24 protein-coding genes are annotated in these 17,980 nt (G+C 70.4%); 12 read left to right on the top strand and 12 right to left on the bottom strand.

Going from position 1 to position 17,980, the window contains the following annotated elements; translation table 11 throughout:
* Window positions 1-54: 54 nt before the first annotated feature.
* The gene (locus ACXMDP_RS08505; RefSeq protein ID WP_259729458.1) at window positions 55-795 is read right to left on the bottom strand and encodes a biliverdin-producing heme oxygenase; all 741 of its coding nucleotides are present in this window, start codon (window positions 793-795) and stop codon (window positions 55-57) included.
* A 109-nt stretch (window positions 796-904) separates the two neighbouring features.
* On the opposite strand from ACXMDP_RS08505, the gene ACXMDP_RS08500 reads away from it, so the two are divergent.
* Window positions 905-1,261 (top strand): hypothetical protein, encoded by a 357-nt coding sequence (locus ACXMDP_RS08500; protein ID WP_259729459.1) that lies wholly within the window; start codon window positions 905-907, stop codon window positions 1,259-1,261.
* 148 nt (window positions 1,262-1,409) lie between these two features.
* Window positions 1,410-1,751 carry a Mo-dependent nitrogenase C-terminal domain-containing protein gene (locus ACXMDP_RS08495; RefSeq protein ID WP_457766721.1) on the top strand — a complete coding sequence of 114 codons (342 nt, stop codon included), beginning with the start codon at window positions 1,410-1,412 and terminating at the stop codon, window positions 1,749-1,751.
* Window positions 1,752-1,792: 41 nt separating this feature from the next.
* On the opposite strand, the gene ACXMDP_RS08490 is transcribed toward ACXMDP_RS08495, so the two are convergent.
* Genes ACXMDP_RS08490 through ACXMDP_RS08475 form a run of 4 tightly spaced genes read right to left on the bottom strand, consistent with a single transcriptional unit; the run spans window position 1,793 to window position 4,831 of the window.
* Entirely contained in the window at window positions 1,793-2,473 is a 681-nt protein-coding gene (locus ACXMDP_RS08490; RefSeq protein ID WP_457766720.1) for a long-chain fatty aldehyde decarbonylase, read from the bottom strand.
* A 7-nt stretch (window positions 2,474-2,480) separates the two neighbouring features.
* Window positions 2,481-3,296: a hypothetical protein gene (locus ACXMDP_RS08485; protein ID WP_311134123.1), complete on the bottom strand. Its 816-nt coding sequence runs from the start codon at window positions 3,294-3,296 to the stop codon at window positions 2,481-2,483.
* A complete protein-coding gene (gene acsF / locus ACXMDP_RS08480) occupies window positions 3,293-4,303 on the bottom strand; it encodes a magnesium-protoporphyrin IX monomethyl ester (oxidative) cyclase (protein WP_457767216.1) in 1,011 nt (336 codons plus the stop codon). The genes ACXMDP_RS08485 and acsF overlap by 4 nt, the downstream gene beginning before the upstream one ends.
* Before the next feature lie 27 nt (window positions 4,304-4,330).
* The gene (locus tag ACXMDP_RS08475; RefSeq protein ID WP_457766719.1) at window positions 4,331-4,831 is read right to left on the bottom strand and encodes a hypothetical protein; all 501 of its coding nucleotides are present in this window, start codon (window positions 4,829-4,831) and stop codon (window positions 4,331-4,333) included.
* Window positions 4,832-5,045: 214 nt separating this feature from the next.
* Between ACXMDP_RS08475 and ACXMDP_RS08470 the strand changes: the two genes are divergently transcribed.
* The 7 genes from ACXMDP_RS08470 to ACXMDP_RS08440 are packed head-to-tail and all read left to right on the top strand — an operon-like array spanning window position 5,046 to window position 9,092.
* Window positions 5,046-5,414 (top strand): cation:proton antiporter subunit C, encoded by a 369-nt coding sequence (locus tag ACXMDP_RS08470; protein ID WP_259729463.1) that lies wholly within the window; start codon window positions 5,046-5,048, stop codon window positions 5,412-5,414.
* Complete coding sequence (locus ACXMDP_RS08465) at window positions 5,414-6,940, top strand: proton-conducting transporter transmembrane domain-containing protein (RefSeq protein ID WP_259729464.1); 1,527 nt, start codon at window positions 5,414-5,416, stop codon at window positions 6,938-6,940. Before ACXMDP_RS08470 ends, ACXMDP_RS08465 begins: the two co-directional genes overlap by 1 nt.
* Window positions 6,937-7,356 (top strand): Na+/H+ antiporter subunit E, encoded by a 420-nt coding sequence (locus ACXMDP_RS08460; protein WP_259729465.1) that lies wholly within the window; start codon window positions 6,937-6,939, stop codon window positions 7,354-7,356. The genes ACXMDP_RS08465 and ACXMDP_RS08460 overlap by 4 nt, the downstream gene beginning before the upstream one ends.
* On the top strand, window positions 7,353-7,601 hold the full coding sequence (locus ACXMDP_RS08455) for a hypothetical protein (protein ID WP_259729466.1): 249 nt from the start codon (window positions 7,353-7,355) through the stop codon (window positions 7,599-7,601). Before ACXMDP_RS08460 ends, ACXMDP_RS08455 begins: the two co-directional genes overlap by 4 nt.
* On the top strand, window positions 7,598-7,915 hold the full coding sequence (locus ACXMDP_RS08450; protein WP_259729467.1) for a monovalent cation/H(+) antiporter subunit G: 318 nt from the start codon (window positions 7,598-7,600) through the stop codon (window positions 7,913-7,915). Before ACXMDP_RS08455 ends, ACXMDP_RS08450 begins: the two co-directional genes overlap by 4 nt.
* Window positions 7,912-8,436: a hydrogenase subunit MbhD domain-containing protein gene (locus tag ACXMDP_RS08445; RefSeq protein ID WP_457766718.1), complete on the top strand. Its 525-nt coding sequence runs from the start codon at window positions 7,912-7,914 to the stop codon at window positions 8,434-8,436. The genes ACXMDP_RS08450 and ACXMDP_RS08445 overlap by 4 nt, the downstream gene beginning before the upstream one ends.
* Window positions 8,433-9,092: a Na(+)/H(+) antiporter subunit B gene (locus tag ACXMDP_RS08440; RefSeq protein WP_259729469.1), complete on the top strand. Its 660-nt coding sequence runs from the start codon at window positions 8,433-8,435 to the stop codon at window positions 9,090-9,092. The genes ACXMDP_RS08445 and ACXMDP_RS08440 overlap by 4 nt, the downstream gene beginning before the upstream one ends.
* On the opposite strand, the gene ACXMDP_RS08435 is transcribed toward ACXMDP_RS08440, so the two are convergent.
* The 5 genes from ACXMDP_RS08435 to ACXMDP_RS08415 form a co-directional block, all read right to left on the bottom strand.
* Window positions 9,089-12,109: an AAA family ATPase gene (locus tag ACXMDP_RS08435; protein WP_259729470.1), complete on the bottom strand. Its 3,021-nt coding sequence runs from the start codon at window positions 12,107-12,109 to the stop codon at window positions 9,089-9,091. The genes ACXMDP_RS08440 and ACXMDP_RS08435 overlap by 4 nt on opposite strands.
* On the bottom strand, window positions 12,106-13,269 hold the full coding sequence (locus ACXMDP_RS08430) for an exonuclease SbcCD subunit D (RefSeq protein ID WP_259729471.1): 1,164 nt from the start codon (window positions 13,267-13,269) through the stop codon (window positions 12,106-12,108). The genes ACXMDP_RS08435 and ACXMDP_RS08430 overlap by 4 nt, the downstream gene beginning before the upstream one ends.
* A gap of 47 nt (window positions 13,270-13,316) precedes the next feature.
* Window positions 13,317-13,799, bottom strand: coding sequence for a DUF4079 domain-containing protein (locus ACXMDP_RS08425; protein WP_259729472.1), 483 nt, complete (start codon window positions 13,797-13,799; stop codon window positions 13,317-13,319).
* Window positions 13,800-13,928: 129 nt separating this feature from the next.
* Entirely contained in the window at window positions 13,929-14,633 is a 705-nt protein-coding gene (gene pdxH, locus ACXMDP_RS08420; protein WP_259729473.1) for a pyridoxamine 5'-phosphate oxidase, read from the bottom strand.
* Window positions 14,634-14,710: 77 nt separating this feature from the next.
* The gene (locus tag ACXMDP_RS08415; RefSeq protein ID WP_259729474.1) at window positions 14,711-15,397 is read right to left on the bottom strand and encodes a DUF6629 family protein; all 687 of its coding nucleotides are present in this window, start codon (window positions 15,395-15,397) and stop codon (window positions 14,711-14,713) included.
* Between the two features lie 30 nt (window positions 15,398-15,427).
* Between ACXMDP_RS08415 and ACXMDP_RS08410 the strand changes: the two genes are divergently transcribed.
* The 3 genes from ACXMDP_RS08410 (at window position 15,428) to ACXMDP_RS08400 (ending at window position 17,020) form a co-directional block, all read left to right on the top strand.
* Complete coding sequence (locus ACXMDP_RS08410) at window positions 15,428-15,844, top strand: type II toxin-antitoxin system VapC family toxin (RefSeq protein WP_457766717.1); 417 nt, start codon at window positions 15,428-15,430, stop codon at window positions 15,842-15,844.
* Between the two features lie 179 nt (window positions 15,845-16,023).
* Window positions 16,024-16,803 (top strand): phytochelatin synthase family protein, encoded by a 780-nt coding sequence (locus tag ACXMDP_RS08405; protein ID WP_259729476.1) that lies wholly within the window; start codon window positions 16,024-16,026, stop codon window positions 16,801-16,803.
* 64 nt (window positions 16,804-16,867) lie between these two features.
* Window positions 16,868-17,020 (top strand): hypothetical protein, encoded by a 153-nt coding sequence (locus tag ACXMDP_RS08400; RefSeq protein ID WP_457766716.1) that lies wholly within the window; start codon window positions 16,868-16,870, stop codon window positions 17,018-17,020.
* A 238-nt stretch (window positions 17,021-17,258) separates the two neighbouring features.
* Here the strand turns inward: ACXMDP_RS08400 and ACXMDP_RS08395 are convergent, their stop codons facing one another.
* Both ACXMDP_RS08395 and ACXMDP_RS08390 read right to left on the bottom strand, forming a co-directional pair.
* Window positions 17,259-17,639 carry a PIN domain-containing protein gene (locus ACXMDP_RS08395; protein ID WP_259729477.1) on the bottom strand — a complete coding sequence of 127 codons (381 nt, stop codon included), beginning with the start codon at window positions 17,637-17,639 and terminating at the stop codon, window positions 17,259-17,261.
* Between the two features lie 5 nt (window positions 17,640-17,644).
* Window positions 17,645-17,893, bottom strand: coding sequence for an AbrB/MazE/SpoVT family DNA-binding domain-containing protein (locus ACXMDP_RS08390; RefSeq protein WP_158217421.1), 249 nt, complete (start codon window positions 17,891-17,893; stop codon window positions 17,645-17,647).
* Between the last annotated feature and the right edge of the window lie 87 nt (window positions 17,894-17,980).

The raw sequence follows: 17,980 nt of genomic DNA, 5'->3' as shown, positions 1-17,980 counted from the left end.
AGATGGCGCGGCGGGAGGGCCTGAGGCACGACATCCAACCGCCAGCTTTCGGGCTCAGGCGGCGCCCAGATCGCCCAGTTCGGCCAGCAGGCGCTGGGTGTCCTGGAAGGCCACCACCGCTTCTTCAAGCAGCTCGCCTTCTTCCGCCTCGCTCAGGTCGAGTTGCTCAAAGGCGTCGTGCAGGGCGGCCTTGAGCACCGGCAGCGGCTGATCGAAGGCCCAGAAGCGCACGGCAGGCAGGCCATGGGCCGCCAGGATGGCGTTGGCCTGCTGGGCCAGCTGTTGGCCGCCGGAGAGATCGCCGCCGTAGCGCACGTAGACGTGGGCCAGAAAGCGGTGCGGAGCCTGCTGGGCCAGGTCCTGCAGATGCTCGAGCCAGAGGGCGGCAGCGGCGGAGCGCGGCGTGGCGGGCGCTGCCGCCAGGGCTGCCGCATCGGCGGCGAGGGCAGCACTGCGGGCCAGCGCCGCCCAGGGGAAGTCGATCGCGCCAAGGGCCGCGGCCAGCTCAGGGCCCTGTTGCTCGATCAGGGCGTAGCCGGGGCCCAGCGCACGGATCAGGGCCGCCAGCTGCAGCGGGCTGGCCTGGCCGTCGAGCAGGGCGCGTGAGAACTCCATACCTTCGGCCTGGTGGTGGGCGGCGCCGATGCGGCCATGCAGACGGCGCACCCGCGGGCCGAAACCCTTGCGGGCCGCCAGGTCGGCGGGGCTGGCGTGATCGGAGAGGTCGCTCGGGGAGGTAGCGGGTAGGGAGGCGGACGCGGGGGCGAAGGCCGCGGCGGGGTGCGTGGTGGTCATGGCGAAGGCAACCGGGGCGGGGCCTGATGAGGCCGAACCAGCTAACGGTATCGCGCTACCGTTATGTCGTTGTTTCGTCGTTGCAGATTCGTTGCAACGTTCAGCACCCATGGCTGCCACCCCCTCCACTCCCCAGGTCTGCGGCGCAAGGCCGCTGCAGCTGCTGCTGGCTCCCAGCGGCCAGCTCAGCGACGACGGCCAGCTGCGGGAACTGATCGCCGAGCGGCGCGACCGGCAGGGCGCCAACGTGGAGCTGTGGTATCTGCGCCCGGCGGTGCTGGCGGCCCTGCTGCCGGAGCATGGCGCGGGTCAGGAAGCAGTGGTGGCCGCTGATCCGGCGGTGATCACCTGGTTGCAGCTGCGCTTCGGCGGCAGCGTGAGCACTGCCGTCCTCGATCCCCAGCAGCTGCACAACCGGGCCGGCGGGCTGCCGCCGCGGGCGCCGCTGGCGGCGGTGACGCTCTGAGGTCTCCGTTCAGGACCTCCACACCGAGGTGTCCAACGCGACAGCCAGACCCACCGGGCCGCTTCAGGGTCTGGTGGTGCCGCTGGCCCCTCGCGCCCGGATTCCGCCGACCGCCAGCCCCACGCCGTCTTCGCCTCACTCCTCCCTGGTGACCAGGGCTTCCGTCATGACCCTCAGCCCGCTCCGGGGCCCCCGCCAAGGGGTTCTGATCGATCGGCTCCGCCACTGGCTCGATGGCATCGGCCCGCGTTCCCTGCCGCTGGCCCGCCTGCTGGTGCGGCTGATTCCTGCCCGCTGCCCGTTCGAGCGCACCGTGGTGATCGCGGGCCACACCGTGCTGCACATCCCGCCGCTCTGCCAGATCAACCCCCTGTTCGATGAGCTGATGGCGCTGCGCTTCCGTGCCCTCTGCCGCCTGGAGGCCCACCAGCAAGGCCAGCAGGAACGGCATCAAGACCGCCAGCCTCAGGCCCGGCGGCAACACTCCTGACCCTGGCGAGGGCCACCGCGCTCAGCCTCAGGCCACTGGATTCACCCGCAGGCCACCGCCGCCAGGCGTGCGGCCAGGCGCGTGGCCTGGCGTGGGGCGAAACCGACCGCCTCCAGCGCCGTGCCCAGGCAGCCCATGAATTCCCCCACCAGCGCACTGGGATCGATGCCGATCACTTCCAGATCGCCGTGCACCTCCCGCAACATCGCCATCGCCACCGGCACCGCCCGCTCACACCAGCGGCTGAGCGGCGCCGCCACGGCAGGGAAGCGGGCCGCCAGCTGGCGCTCGCCGTAGTCGAGGTGTTCGGCCTCATCGGCCAGCACCGCCGCCGTGATCGGTGCGGCGTAGGCATCGGCCACCGGCAGATAGCAGCGGTAGGCGGCCACGGCAAAGCTTTCCACGATCAGGCACTGGATCACCAGAGCCCCCACCGTGTCCGTGGTGCTGAACGCCTCATTGAACAGGGCGCGCAGCGGCGCGAACAGGCGGCGCGCCAGGGGGAGATCGGGGCGAATCGCCAGCTGGCGGCCGCAGCCCACGAAATCCACGGCGTGACGGCCTTCCATCGCCGCCAGGCGCCGCAGCTCGTCGCCGTCTTCCGGCAGCAGCTGGGCCAGCTGGCGGAAATGGTGATCGGCCAGGCCCTCGCCCACGATCACAAGACCATTGATCCGCCCATAGGCATCGCGATACGCAGGGGTGAGCGCGGGAGCGGGCATGGTGACCTCAGGTGATGGAAACGGGAAGGGGGTGATGGCCAACAGGCTGCGCCTCGGGGGCACCAACAGCCGCCGGCTCTGGGGAACGGCCACCGACAGGCTCCGGCACAACAACAGCCGCCGGCTCCACCGGCAGCGGTTCGTTCATGGCGGCGCGGGCCGCCAGCCAGCGGTCTGAGGCGGGCATGGTCAGGCAGTCGTCGAACCAGGGGCCGCCCAGCGTGTAGTGCAGGATCTTTGGGGCCGCCGGCAGGGGCTGCACCCCCACCAGCACGTTCCATTCAGGCCGCAGCGCGCCGATCTGCTCGTCGGCCAGCCAGTGGAACTGATGCAGCTCCAGGCCCGAGGCGCTGTTCACCAGCTCCGGCGTGAGCGCCATGCAACGCGCGCAGTTGAAGAGCATCACCGACGACCAGTTCTTGCGGCCGTAGGGCGTCTGGGGCATGCCCTGGAACTTCAGCCCCTGCTCACACACGTGCTGGTGCTTCACCAACTGCACCGCATAGCGCTCGTCGCGCAGGGCCCAGAGCTCGGCGAGGTCCGCCAAGCAGAGCATGTCGGCATCGATGAACAGGGCCCAGCCCCGGTAGCCCGCCAGCCAGGGCACCAGGAAACGGCTGAAGGAGAAATCCGTGCTCTGGCGCGGATCGCGTTCCCGCTGGTACACCCCCGCCAGCTGATCGAGCCGCACCTGACCGATCAGCAGCGGCAGGCTGGAGCGGGCCTGAAAGGAATCGGCGAGCACGTTCACCGCCACCCGTTCCCGCGGGTCGTAGCCGATGAACACGCGCGGGATCTCGAAGCCGGCGGGTGTGTGGGTCATGCCCCCTCCGCCGGCACCATCGGCTGGCAGAACTGCCGCAGCAGCAGCCCGGCAAAGCGCAGCTTCAGGCCCAGCCTGCGCAGCAGTGCGCCCGGCTCCGTCTTGAGCGCCTGCATCTGCTGGAAGCAGGTGACCAGGCGGTCGCGCAGCTCCAGGTAACGGCTCTGCTCGAGGTCGAACACCCAGGGGAAGGCGCGGCGGGCGGTGCGGTTGGTCTGGCGCATCACCTCGGCATCGAAGCGGCGGGGATCCATGCCCAGCAGGCGGTAGAAATCGCCCCGCTCACACACGGTGAGGCTGTGGGTGAGAAACACCGACCAGAGGAAGAAACGGCTGAGCAACTTGCCGCGCAGCCCCTGCTTCAGACCGGGCCAGCAGCGGATCAGCAGGTTGAAGATGTCGCCGTGGCGGTTCTCGTCCTGGCACCAGGGCTCGAAGAAATCGAACAGCGGCGCAAAGGCGTTGTCGGGGTTGGCCTTGAGATGGCGGTCGATCAGGATGTAACGCCAATAGCCGATCTTTTCGGACAGAAACACGGAATAGAGCACCCAGCTGAGCGGGAACCAGGTGATCGGCCGCTTGGTGCTCAGCTTGGGCAGATCGAGCTCGATCCCTTCCGCCACCAGCGCCCGGTTGAGGAAGCCGGCATGGCGGGCTTCATCGCGGGCCATCAGCTGGAACAGGCGGCCCAGCTCCTGGCGTTCGGCCTGGAACAGGCGGCGGGAGAGCTCCTTGAACAGCAGGAAACCGGAGAACTCCGACACGCACGACCGCACCAGATAGCTCTCGTAAGCGGTCTTGGCTTCCGGGCTGAGAGCGCGCAGACGGTCGAGCGGGGCCTTGCGGTCGAAGTGGTCGCGGTTGTGATCGGCCTCCATCTCGGCGAGCATCGCCTCGAAGGCAGGCCGCTGCTGCTCCAGGTCGGTGCGGGCCGCCTTGTCGATCTCCGTGGTGTAAAAGCGGGGCGTCAGCAGGTCTTCGCGCAGGGGGGGCGGCCGGGGTGGCAGCGGCGGCGGGCTGGCGGATGGTGGCGGTCATCGGGAGGCGCTCGAGAGGGGGACAGGGGCGGCGGCGGCGCGGGCATAGGCGACGGCATCGGCGCCATGGCGATGCAGGTGGAACCACTCCTGCAGATCGAGCAGCCAGCCGAGCCGCTCGGCGCTGCCGGCGGGGGTGCAGCCTGCGAGCTCGGCGGCCTCGCGGTGGCTGTAGCGATGGCCGGGGCAGAGGCAGCCCACTTCGGCGAGCCAGCGCTCCTCCAGCCGCAGATGCAGACCCAGTGCCCGCACCAGCTGACGGCAGCAGGCAGTAGAGGCCTCGCCGTCGATCAGCTGCTCCAGCAGCGCCTCGATGCGGCTGTGCTGCCGTTCCAGCAACCGGCTGCGCTCTGACCAGAGCCGCGGCCAGGGCCGGTTGCGGCCGCGCCGCTGCCAGCGAACACGCTGCCGGGCGGCCGGCAGTGCTTCGGGGCTGGCGGCAGGGGAGGCGCAGCAGGGGAGGGGGCGGGGAGCGTCAACACCAGTGGCATTGTTCAACGCTATAACGACATCGTGATACTAGAGGATGGCGGTCAGGCCGCAACCGTCCGGTTACAGGAGCCGGGGAGTCTCTGCACAGCAAAGATCGCGAGGAATGGTCAAGGCCGAGGGCGCCTGCTCTGGCCTGCGCAGGGCGTTCCGACAGCTCACGGCAGCGACGGCTACCGTCTGCCCACTCAGTCCCGGCAGACCGCCGGAAGACCCTGACTCCATGGCTCCCTTTCGTCTGCTTGAGCTGCTCATCCTGGGGGCGGTGCTTGCAGGTTTTGCGGGCTTGATGCTGCGCCGCAACCTGTTTCTCAAGATCCTGTCGATGGACGTGATGGGCTCCGCAGTGGTGGCCCTGTTCGTGCTGGTGGGGGCCCGCTCCGGCCTGCGCAGCCCGATCCTGCCGGCCAGCCGCACCGCAGCCATTGATCCGGGAACGCCCTGGGCCGACCCCATCCCCCAGGCAGTGATTCTCACCGCGATCGTGATCGGCCTTTCGATTCAAGCGTTGCTGCTGGTGGTGATCACCCGCCTCTCGCGCATTGATCCCAGCCTGGATCTGGCCAGCTTCGACACCGGTGGCCAGCGGTGATGCTCACCTTCATCCAGGGGCTGACGCTCACCTTGACGCCGCTGCTTACCACCAAGGCAATGGTGATCGCCTGGTTGCTGCTGCCGTTCCTGGCCGCCTTCCTGGCGGCCGTGCTGCCACCGCTGGCCCGTTGGCTGGCCCTGCTCTGCAGCCTGGCCACCACCGCGATAGCCGTGGCGATTCAGCTCGGCGGCCTACCCGGCAGCATCGAACTGCTCGGCGCCTACGGCGTGGCCCTGAACACCGATGCCGTCGCCGTGCCGTTCCTGCTGCTCAACGCCATGGTGTGCAGCGCGGTGGTGATCGACAGCTGGCGGCGGCCCCTGCCGGGCCCCTTCCTGTTACTGCTGATGGTGCTGCACGGCGGCCTGTGCACCGCCTTTGTGGTGACGGACCTGATCAGCCTCTACGTGACGCTTGAAGTGGTGGGGATCAGCGCCTTCCTGCTGATCCTGATCAGCCGTTCCGACCGCTCGCTGTGGGTGGCCCTGCGCTACCTGCTGATCGGCAACACCGTGATGACGCTGTTCCTGATCGGGGCTGCCCTGGTGTATCTGGAGCGCGGCAGCTTCCGCTTCGAGGCTGTGGCGAGCACCAGCAGCATCGCCGCCCTGGCCCTGATACTGGTGGGCCTGCTGATGAAGTCCGGCCTGTTCCTCTCGGGCCTGTGGCTGCCCGTCACCCATGCCGAGGCGCCGGCGGAGGTATCGGCCTTGCTCTCGGGTGTGGTGGTCACCGCCGGCATCGCCCCGTTGCTGCGCCTCAGCTACGGCGTGCCGGCCCTGGGCCCGGTGATCACGGGCGTCGGTCTGGCCAGTGCCGTGCTGGGCCTGATGTTCGCCCTCGCCGACGCCGATGCCAAGCGCCTGCTGGCCTGGAGCACCCTGTCGCAGATGGGGCTGGTGGCGCTCTCGCCGGTGGCCGGCGGCTTCTATGCCCTCAGCCACGGCACCGCCAAGGCGGCGATGTTCCTGGTGGCGCGCCGCTTCCCCGACCGCGCCCTGCAGGGCTGGCGGGAACGGCCCCTGCCTGCCGGGGTGTGGTGGCCGCTGTGCATCGGCTCGCTCTCGATCGTGGGCCTGCCGCCCCTGGCCGGCTTCACCGCCAAGGCGGGCCTGTCCGGTGCGCTCTCCCTGCCGCTCGAGGTGGCCGTGACGCTGCTGAGCATGGGCACGGCGGCGGCCTACGCCCGCTTCTGGGGCGCCCCGCTGATCCGCAGGCCGGCAAACGGCAGCAGTGCCAGCGGGGACACCCCTGAACCCGCCTGGTCTCTGGGGGTGATCCTGCTGGTGCTGGCGCTGGTGGTGATCGGCGCTGCGACCCTGACCTGGACCGACAAGCCCGTCAGCGCCATCGCCAAGAGCGCCCTGGTGCTGCTCGGCGGCTGGGGCCTCCACCAGCTGCTGGAAGGGGACGGCCTGCGGCTGCGGCTGCGGCTGCGGCTGCCCGAGCTGGAGGGCCTCTCCGACCTGCTCGGCGGTATCGGCGTGGTGGGCGCGGGCCTGCTCGTGATCCTGAACCGATGAGACGTCTCCTGCCACTGCTGCTGAGCACCGCCTTTCGGCTGGCGGTGTGGTGCCTGCTCACCAGTGATTTCAGCCGGCTCAACCTTCTGATCGGGGTGGTTGTGGCACTGCTGCTGCCGCGCACCCGCTCGCGGCCCCTGCCGCTGCGGCTGTTGCTGAAGGCAACGCTGCGCGCGCTGCTGGCGATTCCACAGGCCTACGCCGAGGCGTTCCGGCTGATGCTGGCGCCGGGGGTGGTGGAACGCGAAACCAGCGAACCGGCCACCGATCGAGCCCTGCCGCTGCTGGTGTTCCTCGATGTGTTCCGCATCACGCTCACCCCGTTCACGATCGTGCTCGGCCTTGAAGACGGCGGCCAGCGCTACCGCATCCACTCCCTTCTTCCTGCCGCCAGAGCGGAGGCCTCCGACCGATGACTGTGTTGCTGTGGGGCATGGTGGTGGCCCTGCTGATCCCGATCGCCGTGGCCTGCCGTCCCTCCGATGTGTGGGACCGGCTGGCGGCCTTCTCCAGCGTCTCGTCGAAGGTGGCGCTGATCATCCTGGTGGTGTCGGTGCTGCGCGACGACCGGATGCTGGGGCTGGTGGGGGCGATCGTGCTCAGCGCCGGCAACGCCGGCCTGCTGCTGCTGGCCAACCTGCTGCGGGAGGTGGAGCGATGAGACCGGACTCCTTCGCGGATCACGCCAGCCTGCTGCTGCTGGGCGCGGGCCTGGTGCTCTGGTTCTGGGGCACCTGGCCGCTGCTGGGCACGCACAGCTACCTGCGCAAACTCCACGCCCTTTCGGTGGCCGACACGCTCGGATCCTCGCTGATGCTGCTGGGCCTGCTGCTGCGTATCCCCGGGCAATGGCCGCTGCTCACCCTGGCGCTGGTGGGCCTGATCGTGTGGAACACGATTTTCGGCTACGTGCTGGCCGCCTGCTCGCTGCCGTCCCATCCCAGCCGCCCCACGGAGGAGGAGCCCACCCCATGACCGCGCTGTTCGATCTGGCGGGGCAGCTCGATCTGATCCTGCCGATCACCGCCCTGCTGTCGCTCACCGCCGTGCTGCTGGTGAGCCAGTCCAACCCCTACCAGACCCTGGTGCTGCGCGGCATTCTCGGTTCGGTGGCCACCTTGCTCTATGCCCTGCTGGGGGCGCCGGACGTGGCGATCACCGAGGCGCTGGTGGGCACCCTGCTCTCCACCACCCTCTATGCCGTGGCGCTGCGTTCCTCGATGGCGCTGCGGCTCTCGTTTCCCGATCGCGCGCCGCCGTCGCCCCAGTGCCAGCAGCTGTTGCGGGCCTGGCTGGAGCCCGCCGGCCTGCGGCTGCGACTGGTGCCGCCGGCGGAGGCGGCCCTCGCTGCCGCCGATGGCTGTCACGGCCGCCTCGAAGCCGACCAGCGGCTGGTGCTGGCGAACCCGCGGCTGCTGAAGCGCCTGCAGGCCCTGGAGGGCTATCGCGCCTGGCGCGAGAGCGGCGGCGCGCTCGACCTGGCGGACGCCCTATGACCTGGCTCTACCTGGTGGCCGCCACGGCCCTCTGCCTCTCCCCCCTGGCTTCGGCCCTGCCGCCGGCCGCCGATCTGGTGCCGCTGATCAACACCCTCGTCGAGCAGACGAACGTGCCGAATCTGGTGTCGGGGGTGATCCTCTACACCCGCCTCTACGACACGGTCACCGAGGTGGTGGTGTTCACGCTGGCATCGATCGGCGTGCGCTTTCTCTTTGCCGGCGAAACGGCCAAACCAAGCGTGCGCGCCCTTGCTGATGCTCCTTCAGTGGTGCTCTGCCAGCTGGGCGGCACGATCGCCGCCCTGATCGGTGTGGAGCTGGCCCTGCGCGGCCACCTCTCGCCCGGAGGCGGCTTTGCGGCGGGGGTGGCCGGCGGCACGGCGATCGGGCTGGCCCTGATCAGCGGCTCGGCGGAACTGTCCGATCGTCTGTACCGGCGCTACCGCGCCGACCTGTGGGAGAAGGGGGCGGTGATCGCCTTCGTGCTGCTGGCCGCCCTCACCCTCGGTGGCCTGCCGCCACCGCCCGGGGAATTCGGCAGCCTGGCGGGTGGCAGCTGGATCCCGCTGCTCAATGTGCTGGTGGCGATCAAGGTGACACTGGGCTCCTGGGCGATGGTGCAGCTGTTCGTGCGCCACCGAGGGCTGCTCTAGAAGCTGCTGCTCAGCCGCAGCGTGGAGCCGCGGTCGCCGGCGATCACCTCGATGCCGCCGCGGATGCGCTCGCGCAGGGCGCTCACGTGGCTGATCAGGCCGATCATGCGGCCGCCCTCGCGCAAGCGGTCGAGCTCGTCCATCGCCAGCTGGAGGTTGTCGGGATCGAGGCTGCCGAAACCTTCATCGATGAACAGGGCCTCCAGAGGCACCCCGCCGGCGTGGGCCTGCACCGTGTCGGCCACGCCCAGGGCCAGGGCCAGGGAGGCCTGGAAGGTTTCGCCGCCCGAGAGGCTGCTCACCTCCCGCTCCTCGCCGGTGTACGCATCCAGCACCCGCAGGCCCAGCCCGGCGTTGCGGCCGCCGTGGCCGCCCTCATCGGTGAGCCGCAACTGGTAGCGGCCGGAGGTCATCAAGGTGAGCCGCTGGTTGGCGTAGCCGCAGATGTCGGCGAGGTAGGCGGAGAGCACCCAGCGCTGCAGGGAGATGTAGGGGGCCGCCTTGCCCTGGCAACGGTTGGCCACGGCACTGAGCCGCTCGGCCCGCTCCTGCTTCGCCGCCAGGGCGGTGGTGCCGGTGCGGTGTTCGGCGGTGAGGCGGGTGATCTCCCGCTGGGCGGCCCGAGCTTCGCTGTGGCACTCCACGGCCCGGGTGCGTGCCCCATCCAGGCGGGCCACGGCCTCGCCGGCGGCGGCGGTGTCGGGCCGGGCTTCCGGCAGATCGGCCAGATCGGGGGCGGACAGGAGGTTGCGCTGCTCGATCACCGCCGCCTCGTAGGCCGCGATCCGCTCGACCAGCTTCAGGCGCCAGCTCTCCTCCTGCAGGGCCACCGCGGCATCCTCCGCCGTGGCGAAGGGTGAGGCGGCCAGCTCCTGACCCAGCCGCCGGGCCGCCTGCTCCAGCTCGCTGGTGGCACGGGTGTGGGCGCCCACACCGGCCACCAGGGCCTGGAGGGCGGACTCCAGAGGCCCGAAGGCCCGCAGCACCGCGCCTGGCTCCAGCCCCTCCCCCAGCTCCCGCGCCACCTGCTCCGCCAGGGTCCGCTGCCGCTGGCTGGCCTCGGCGGCGGCCCGGCGCTCCAGGGCGATGGCCGTGGCGGCCGCCTCAATGGCCTTGGCCAGCTGCTGGCGTTGCTGCTCCCGATCGGTGGTCTGCTGTTCCAGCGCCGGCAGGCCTTCGGCCAGGGACTGGGCCGCCTGGTGGGCCGCAGCGGCCGTGCCGGCGGCCTGGCGGGCGGGGAGCGGATCGACGCCGTCGCCCGCCTTCTCCAGCACGGCGGCGAGGGCGGCCTGGGCGTTGGCCAGGGCCACTGCGGCCGCCTGTGCCGCCTGGGTGGCCGCGGCCAGGGTCCGTTCGGCGGCGGCGATCGTCCCGTCGTCCACGGCATCGGCCGAGGGCCGGGCCGGCGCCGGATGGTCGGCGGAGCCGCAGACCGGGCAGGGGGCGCCGGCGGCCAGACCCCCGGCCAGGCGGGCGGCCATGCCCTCGATCTGGCGCCGCCGCAGCTCGTTGAGGCCGGCGGCCGCCGCGTTGACCTCGCGATCGGCGCCGTTCCTGGCGACCTCTGCCCCGTTCTGCCGCTCCCGGGCCGGGGCGATGGCTTCGGCGGCAACGGCGCGGCCATCAGCCTCCCGGGCGGCCCGCTGCAGGCCCTCGAGCTGGTCGCGGGCGCTGCGGGCCTTGGCGAGCAGCACCAGCTCCCGCTCCTGCTCCGCCGCCAGCCGCTCCTGCTGGGCGACGGCGGTGGCCCGCCCGGCTTCGGCCTCGCTGGCCCGCTGGCTGGCGGCGGCCGCCGCCCCCCCGGCCTGGGCAGCCTCCTCGGCTTTGCGGGCCAGCTCCCGCACCTCCGCCCCCCGGGCGGCCAGGTCGGCACCGGCAGCGGCGAGGGTTTCGGCGGACGGCAGGGCCACCAAATCCAGCTCCTGCACCGACGGCGGCAGCGCCCGCGCCCCTGCCCTGGCCTGGATCGTGGCGCGCAGTTGCTCCTGCAGCCCCCGCTCCACCAGGGCGAGGGCACGGCGGGCCCCCTGTTCCGCCACCAGGCTCGGGCGCAATGTTTCGGCCCGCTCCGCCTGGCTGAGCTTCTGGCGGAACTCCGCCACCGTCTCCTGTTTGGCCTCCAGCTCGCCCAGTTGGGCGCTGGCGGCGGCGCGCCGGTCCCAGCGGTCCGCCTGCGCCGCCAGGGTCGCCAGGGTCGTCTGGGCCGCCAGCAGGCTGGCGGAGGCCTCCCCCAGGGCGGCCTCGGTGCCCTGCACCACCCCGCCGATCCGCTCCACCAGCGCTTCGAGGCCGGCCTGGTCGGCGGGGGGCGGAGGCGCTTCCGCCCCCTCCGGCGGCTCGGGCGCCTGGGGGTCCCAGGCGTCGGCCGCCCGGCGCCGCAGCACCTCCTGCTCCCGGGCCTGATCCAGCGCCAGGTTCCGCGCCGTGCGGGCCTGGTCTTCGAGCCACCAGCCGGCCCGCTCGTAGATCACCGTGTCGAAGAGGGTCTTGAGCAGGGCTTCGCGCTCTTCGGCCTTGGCCCGCAGCACCTCGGCGAAGCGCCCCTGGGGCAGCAGGATCACCTGGCGGAACTGGGCGGCGCTGAGCCCCACCAGGTGTTCCACCTCCCGCGTCACCTCGGTGGTCTTCGCCGCCACGGCCTGCTCCGGTTTGCCGGCGCCCAGCCGGAACAGGAACGCCTGGGGCGCCTTTTCGGTGGTGCCCTGGCCGCGGGCCTTCGGGGCCGTGTGGGCGGGGACCCGCTCCACCCGGTAGCGGGCGGCGCCGCAGGAGAACTCGAGGCTCACCCGGGGTACGGCGCCGGGGGGGGCGTGGTCAGAGCGCAGCCCCTTGACGCTGCGGTCGCCCGACACCTCGCCGTAGAGGGCGAAGCAGAGGGCATCGAGCAGGAAGGTCTTGCCGGCGCCGGTGGTGCCGTGGATCAGGAACAGCCCCTCGGCGGCCAGGGCGTCGAAGTCGATCGCCACCGGATCGGCGTAGGGCCCGAAGGCCTCGATCGCCAGCCGGTGCGGCTTCACCGCTCCCCTCCCCGTTCCGCCGCCGCCAGGGCCGCCCGCAGCAGCTCGGCCTCGGGCTCGCCGGGCGGCTGGCCCTGCTGGTCGGTGAAGAAGGCGCTGGCCAGCTCCAGCGGCGAGCGGGCCTGGCGCACCTGGCGGTGGCGCTCGGCCTCGCCGGCGCGGGCCACCTCGGGGGGCTCGTGGCGCAGCTCGGCGATGTGGGGAAAGCGGGCCCGCAGCCGGGCCATGGCCTGCAGGGGCAGGGAGTCGTCGGTGAGGATCGCCCGCACCCGCGCCTCGCTGGCGGCGGCGTGGGCAGGGTCTGAGCAAAGCTCCTCGATGGCCCCCCGCAGGGTGCACAGGGGCCGGCCCACCTCCAGGGGCACCACTTCCACGCTGGGCGTCCCGTCGGCGGCCAGCTCCACGATCCGCACCGACTTGACGTGGTGCTCCTCGGAAAAGGAATAGGCCAGCGGAGTGCCCGAATAGGCGACCCGGGGGCCGTCCAGCTGCTGGGAGGCGTGCAGGTGGCCCAGGGCCACGTAATCGAAGCCCTCGAAGGCCGCCACGCTCACCCGGTCGACGTTGCCGATGGTGAGCTCCCGCTCCGACTCCGAGGTTTCGCCGCCCGCCACGAAGGTGTGGGCCACCAGCACCGAACGCTGGGGCGGCCGTTCGCGCCGATCGGCGTGGATCCGCTCGATGGCCAGCCGGGTCACCTCCTCGTGGCGCAGGCGCACCGGTTCGCCAGCCAGGGCCGGCCCAACCACCGCCGGCTCCAGGTACGGCAGGGGATAGATAGCCACGGGCGTGCCGCCGGCCCTGGGCGTCACCAGCACCGGCTCCTGGGCCCGGCCCACGTCGCCCCGCACCGTGATGTTGAAGGCGGAGAGCAAGGGGTCGTACACCGACACCCGCACATGGGAATCGTGGTTGCCGGCGATGGCCACCACGGCCGTGCCACCGGCGCTCAGCCGGGCGAGGGCGTCGTTGAACAGGGCCACCGCCTCGGCAGGAGGAATGGCACGGTCGTAGAGATCGCCAGCGATGAGCACCGCATCCACCTGGTGCTCCAGAGCGAGCGACACGATCCGCGAGATCGCCGCCGCCTGCTCCTCCAACAGCGAGACCCCGTGAAAGCTGCGGCCCAGATGCCAGTCGGAGGTGTGCAGCAGACGCATTGGGCCAAGGTAAGCAGGGGCGGACGCCTACGGCCCGCGCCGTGCCATCAGCTCATGGCAGGGACAAGCGCGGGCGTGACCGAAGAGGCGGAGCTGAGCAGCTTCTGCACGATGGCGATGCCGCTGATGGCCTGCCAGCCGAACAGGGTGAGCACGAGGCCGTTGGTGGTCACGTGCAGGGTGCGGGCCCAGTCCTTGCCTTTCTGCAGGGAGGGGCCGAGCGAGGCGGTGACGATCACCAGCGCCGCCACACCAAGGCCGACGAACAGGTGCGGACCGAGGATCAACTTGCCGTTCTTGAGATAGGTGGCGGCCATGCCACCGACGGCACCCAGCAGGGTGACCGCCAGGATCACCGGGCCGAGCCGGGCGTGCCGCGCGCCGTAGTGCTCCTGCAGCATGGCTTTGCGGTCTTCCGGGCTGGCCTTGCGGATCAGGCTGGCCTTGAAGCCCAGATAGCCCGAGTAGAGCATCAGACCCAGCAACCCCCACATCAGCACGGGGTGAACGAAGTTGAGCGCAAAGGGCATCGAACCTGGGCGACGGAACAGACGGAACCCGCAGCTGCGGCGTCACCTGCACCATGGCCACGATCGGGGGGCCTGAATCGGCAGCCCCCCTGACCATCTCTCAAGGTGAGTGCTTGTGCTGGGGCGGGCTCAGGGCGCCAGCCGCTCGATCAGCCAGGCGCTGCCGCTTTCACCACCGCTACCTGCCTCCGCCGCGCCACCTTCCCCCGCTTCCCCCGCCCGCCTGTAGCGGAAGCGATCGTGCAGGCGGTTGGGCCGGCCCTGCCAGAACTCGAATTCGGCCGGCACCACCCGCAGGCCGCCCCAGGCCGGCGGCAACGGCACCTCCCCACCAGCGAAGCGGCGTTGCATCGCCTCCCATTGCGCTTCCAGCAACGAGCGCGAGCTGATCACGGCGCTCTGCTGCGACACCCACGCCCCCAACCGGCTGCCGAGCGGCCGTGAGAGGAAATAGGCGAGCGATTCGGCCGTGCTGATCCGCTCGGCCCGGCCCAGGATCGCCACTTGCCGCTCCAGCCCGTACCAGGGAAACAGCAGGCTCACCTGGGGGTGAGCGGCGATCTCGGTGGCCTTGCGGCTGTCGTAGTGGGTGAAGAACACAAAGCCGCGCGCGTCGAACGCCTTGAGCAGCACGGTGCGGGCACTGGGACGCACGCCATCGCTGGTGCCCAGCACCATGGCGTTGGGCTCCTCCAGCCCGGCGGTCACGGCCTGATCGAACCAGCGGCGGAACTGCGCCACCGGGTCGTCCGCCAGATCAGCCCGCCGCAGGTCGGCCTGCTGGTAATGACGCCGCAGCTGGGCGGGATCGGTGGGGACGGGAGCGTCACTCATGGCGGCGGATCACAGAGGCGGTTCACCCCTTGGCGCTACAGCTTCGAACCACAGATTCAAAGCACAGCGGGGCGTCGTCAGGCCACCAGCACCACAGGCTCCGGATCGCGAAGAATCCAATAGAGCGAACCCGACAACAACGCGCTGAACAAGCACCACACCGAGGTGAAGGCGTAGCTGAAAGAAAGGTGCGACAGCAGAAACACCACTAGCAAAGATCCAGCGAACCCACGCAGCCGTCCCGAGCGGCTGAGTAGCAAGGGAGCGATGATCACCATGCCGTAGAGCGTGCTGCCGACACCGAGACTGATCCAGCGGCTTGCCAGCAGGGTCGTGGTGTAGCTGAGGGATCCGTTCACCACCACCGGCTCGAACAGAGCGCCATCCAGCAGCAGCGGCAGCCAGAGCCCGGCGCCCACCAGCAGGCCAAGCACCAGAGCGGTCTGCAGCAGGCGGTGACGCAGACCGGGCAGCAACTGCCGGTTCAGCCGCAGGGCGCACCAGGGAAACCAGGCCAGCCAGAAGGCGTAGGCAAAGAACAGATAGGCGAGCGCGGCGGGATGCACGAGCGCGGCGGCACCGCCTGGCGCCAGGCCAAGCCAGACCACACCCTCCAGGGTTTGTTGCACCGAGAAGAACAGCGGCGAGAACGCCAGGGGCAGCAGATCGCTGCGCTGGGCTTGCTGGCAATAGCGCACAGAGGCCACGCCCACGGGCAACAGCGCCGCCGCCACCACGAAGCTGGCGCTGCTGGAGAAGCACATCGGCGTGGCGCCGTCTCCGGCAGCAACTGATTGTCGTCAGCCTGGCGCGGCGAGGGGTGGCAGCGTCGCCTGAGGTTGCGGATGGCCCTGGCCTGGGCAGATCGCCTGGCTCCGGGAACGGCAGGCCTCACGTCGATGAATGAGGCCGAGATTTTGCATGGCATCGCTCGCCTGCCGGAGGGCCGGCGGCGGGAGGCGTTGCAGCGAAGCTGGGACACACTGCTGCCAGCCCCTTGCCACGAACGGGTGTGGGCACTCGATCGCGAAGCCGCGCATTGGCATGCGGAGGTACTCAGGCAGCGGGAACGCCTGGGCCGGCCGATGACCACGGCTAGTGCGGTGATCGCTGCCACCACCCTGGCCCGGAGTGCTCGCCTGGCCACCCGCCATGTGGCCGATTTCGAAGGGATCGGGATCGATCGGATCAACTCCTGGCAGGCACCATGAGCTTGTGGGCTCGATCACCACCTTGAACAGGCGGAGTTCTCACCCCTGGGCCGTGATCCTGCAGGCTTTTGGCGCGCATCGGGTGCCAGCGGAAAGCCGCCAGCAACGGCATTGCTGAAGACGGACCCATCGAATCCTGGAGTTCGTGCCACAGCCCCGGATCCGGAAACCGCCAAGGCTTGCTTGCGTCGCCACACTGGCGCAAACCGCAGATCCATCCCCTGACCCCGCCCGCTTCCCGCCCCTGTCGTGCCCTGCCGGCCGTTCTGGGCCTGGCGCTGCTGGCCCTGCCACCGCTGCTGCCTCGGGCCCTGGCGCAACCCCCGGCAGCCACGATCCCCCTGCCGGAACCCCAGGGCCAGACCCTGCTGCTGCAAAGCGCCGATCGCGCCGACTACGGTCCCCTGGCGGAGCAGTTCCTCACCCAGGCCAACCTGGCCTACTGCGGCGTGGCCAGCATGGTGATGGTGCTCAACAGCCTGGCGGTGCCGGCGCCGGCGGCAGCGGGCTACGGCAGCTACCGCTTCTGGACGCAGGACAACGTGTTCGAGGCCACCGCCACCCGGGCGGTGCTGAGCCCCGAGCTGGTGGCCCGCCAGGGCATGACCCTGCAGGAGCTAAGGGCGCTGCTGGCCAGCCATGGCCTGCAGGCCCGCGCCATCCACGGCGACCGGCTCAGCCTGGCCCAGTTCCGCCTGCTGGTGCGCAGCAACCTCGCCCGCGCCGACGACCGCCTGCTGGTCAACTACTTCCGCCCGTCCCTCGGCCAGGCCGGCGGCGGCCACATCTCCCCGCTGGCCGCCTACAACGCCAGCACCGATCGGGTACTGATCCTGGATGTGGCCCGCTACCGCTACCCGTCGGTGTGGGTGCCCCTCGCCGATCTCTGGCAGGCGATCCGCACCACCGACAGCAGCTCCGGCCTCAGCCGCGGCGTGGTGGTGGTGCGGCGGGGCTGAGGGAGGCGAGTTCGGTTCGGTAGCTCGTGGGCTTGACCGGCCAGGAAGTGACCTTGATCTGTTGGTGGATCTTGAACAAGGCCATTCCCTGCTGGAAGTGATCGCACTTCAGCAGGAGCTTGAATCCCTGCTCAACTGCCGTGTTGATCTAGCCGAACCCGATCAGCTGCATCCAACGATCGGCATTCAGGTGATCGCAGAAGCCAGGCCGTTGTGAGTAAAGACCTGCTCGATCTCGAAAGCATTGCTGAAGCTTCGAAAAGAATCCGTTGCTATACCCAGGATGGTCGCGCCAGCTTCCTTGAGTCAACACTCCACCAAGACGGTGTGATCCGCAACCTGATCGTGATCGGGGAAATGGAAAGACGCCAAGAGCGTCACCCTCAAGGAACACCAGGAGCGGACGTCGGCGGCAGGCTCCGAGTTGGTTGAGCCATCAAGGCCCTGATTCCCGCTCAGGGACCTGCCGGCACAAACACCCGTGGCGCCAGATTGAGCTGGCGGCTGCGCCGCACAAAGCCGCGATCATCAAACGACGCCATCGACGCGCAACTGCGGCAGCTTGCATGGTGGAGGGCATCAGCGAAGTCGAGCCCGTTGCGCACACCGGCCACGGCCTGCTCCAGGGCTGGCCGGTCTTCTGCCGTGAGGCCGGGATGGGCCAGCAGGTGGTCGAACACCTGCAGCAACTGCTCCAGCTCCAGAGCCACCGTCTTGGCCAGGAACAGCGGTTGGCCGGATTCGATCAGATCCAGGGCGGCCCGGCGCTGGCGTTCCGTGGCTGCATCGGCGTCGTCCTCCGCCACGAAGTAGCGGGCCAGCACATTGGTGTCCACACCAATCACGGGCGCAGCAGGCTGGCGGGGTCGAAGTCCGCCGGCACGGCTGGCCGGCTGGACCTGAGCAATCCGAACCCGCTCTCCGCCAGGGTCTGCTCCGGCTTCCAGGGGCGGAGCTCGATGTGATCCCCCACCAACGCGAAGCTCACGCGGCTGCCCCTGGCCAACCCGAACTGCTGGCGCAACGCCTTGGGGATGGTCACCTGCCCCTTGCTGGTGATCGAGCTGGTGACGGCATCGGCAGAGTCCATCGAAACGCACTCCCGGGGCTGGGTATTACCTGGTAAGGCTAGCTGCGGGCGGCTCGCACGAGTACGCGGCTGGATGAGGTGGTTCCT

Source organism: Cyanobium sp. ULC065, assembly GCF_977927515.1.
The sequence above is the reverse complement of the archived record's forward strand: the minus strand, read 5'-3'. Positions and strand labels throughout refer to the sequence as shown.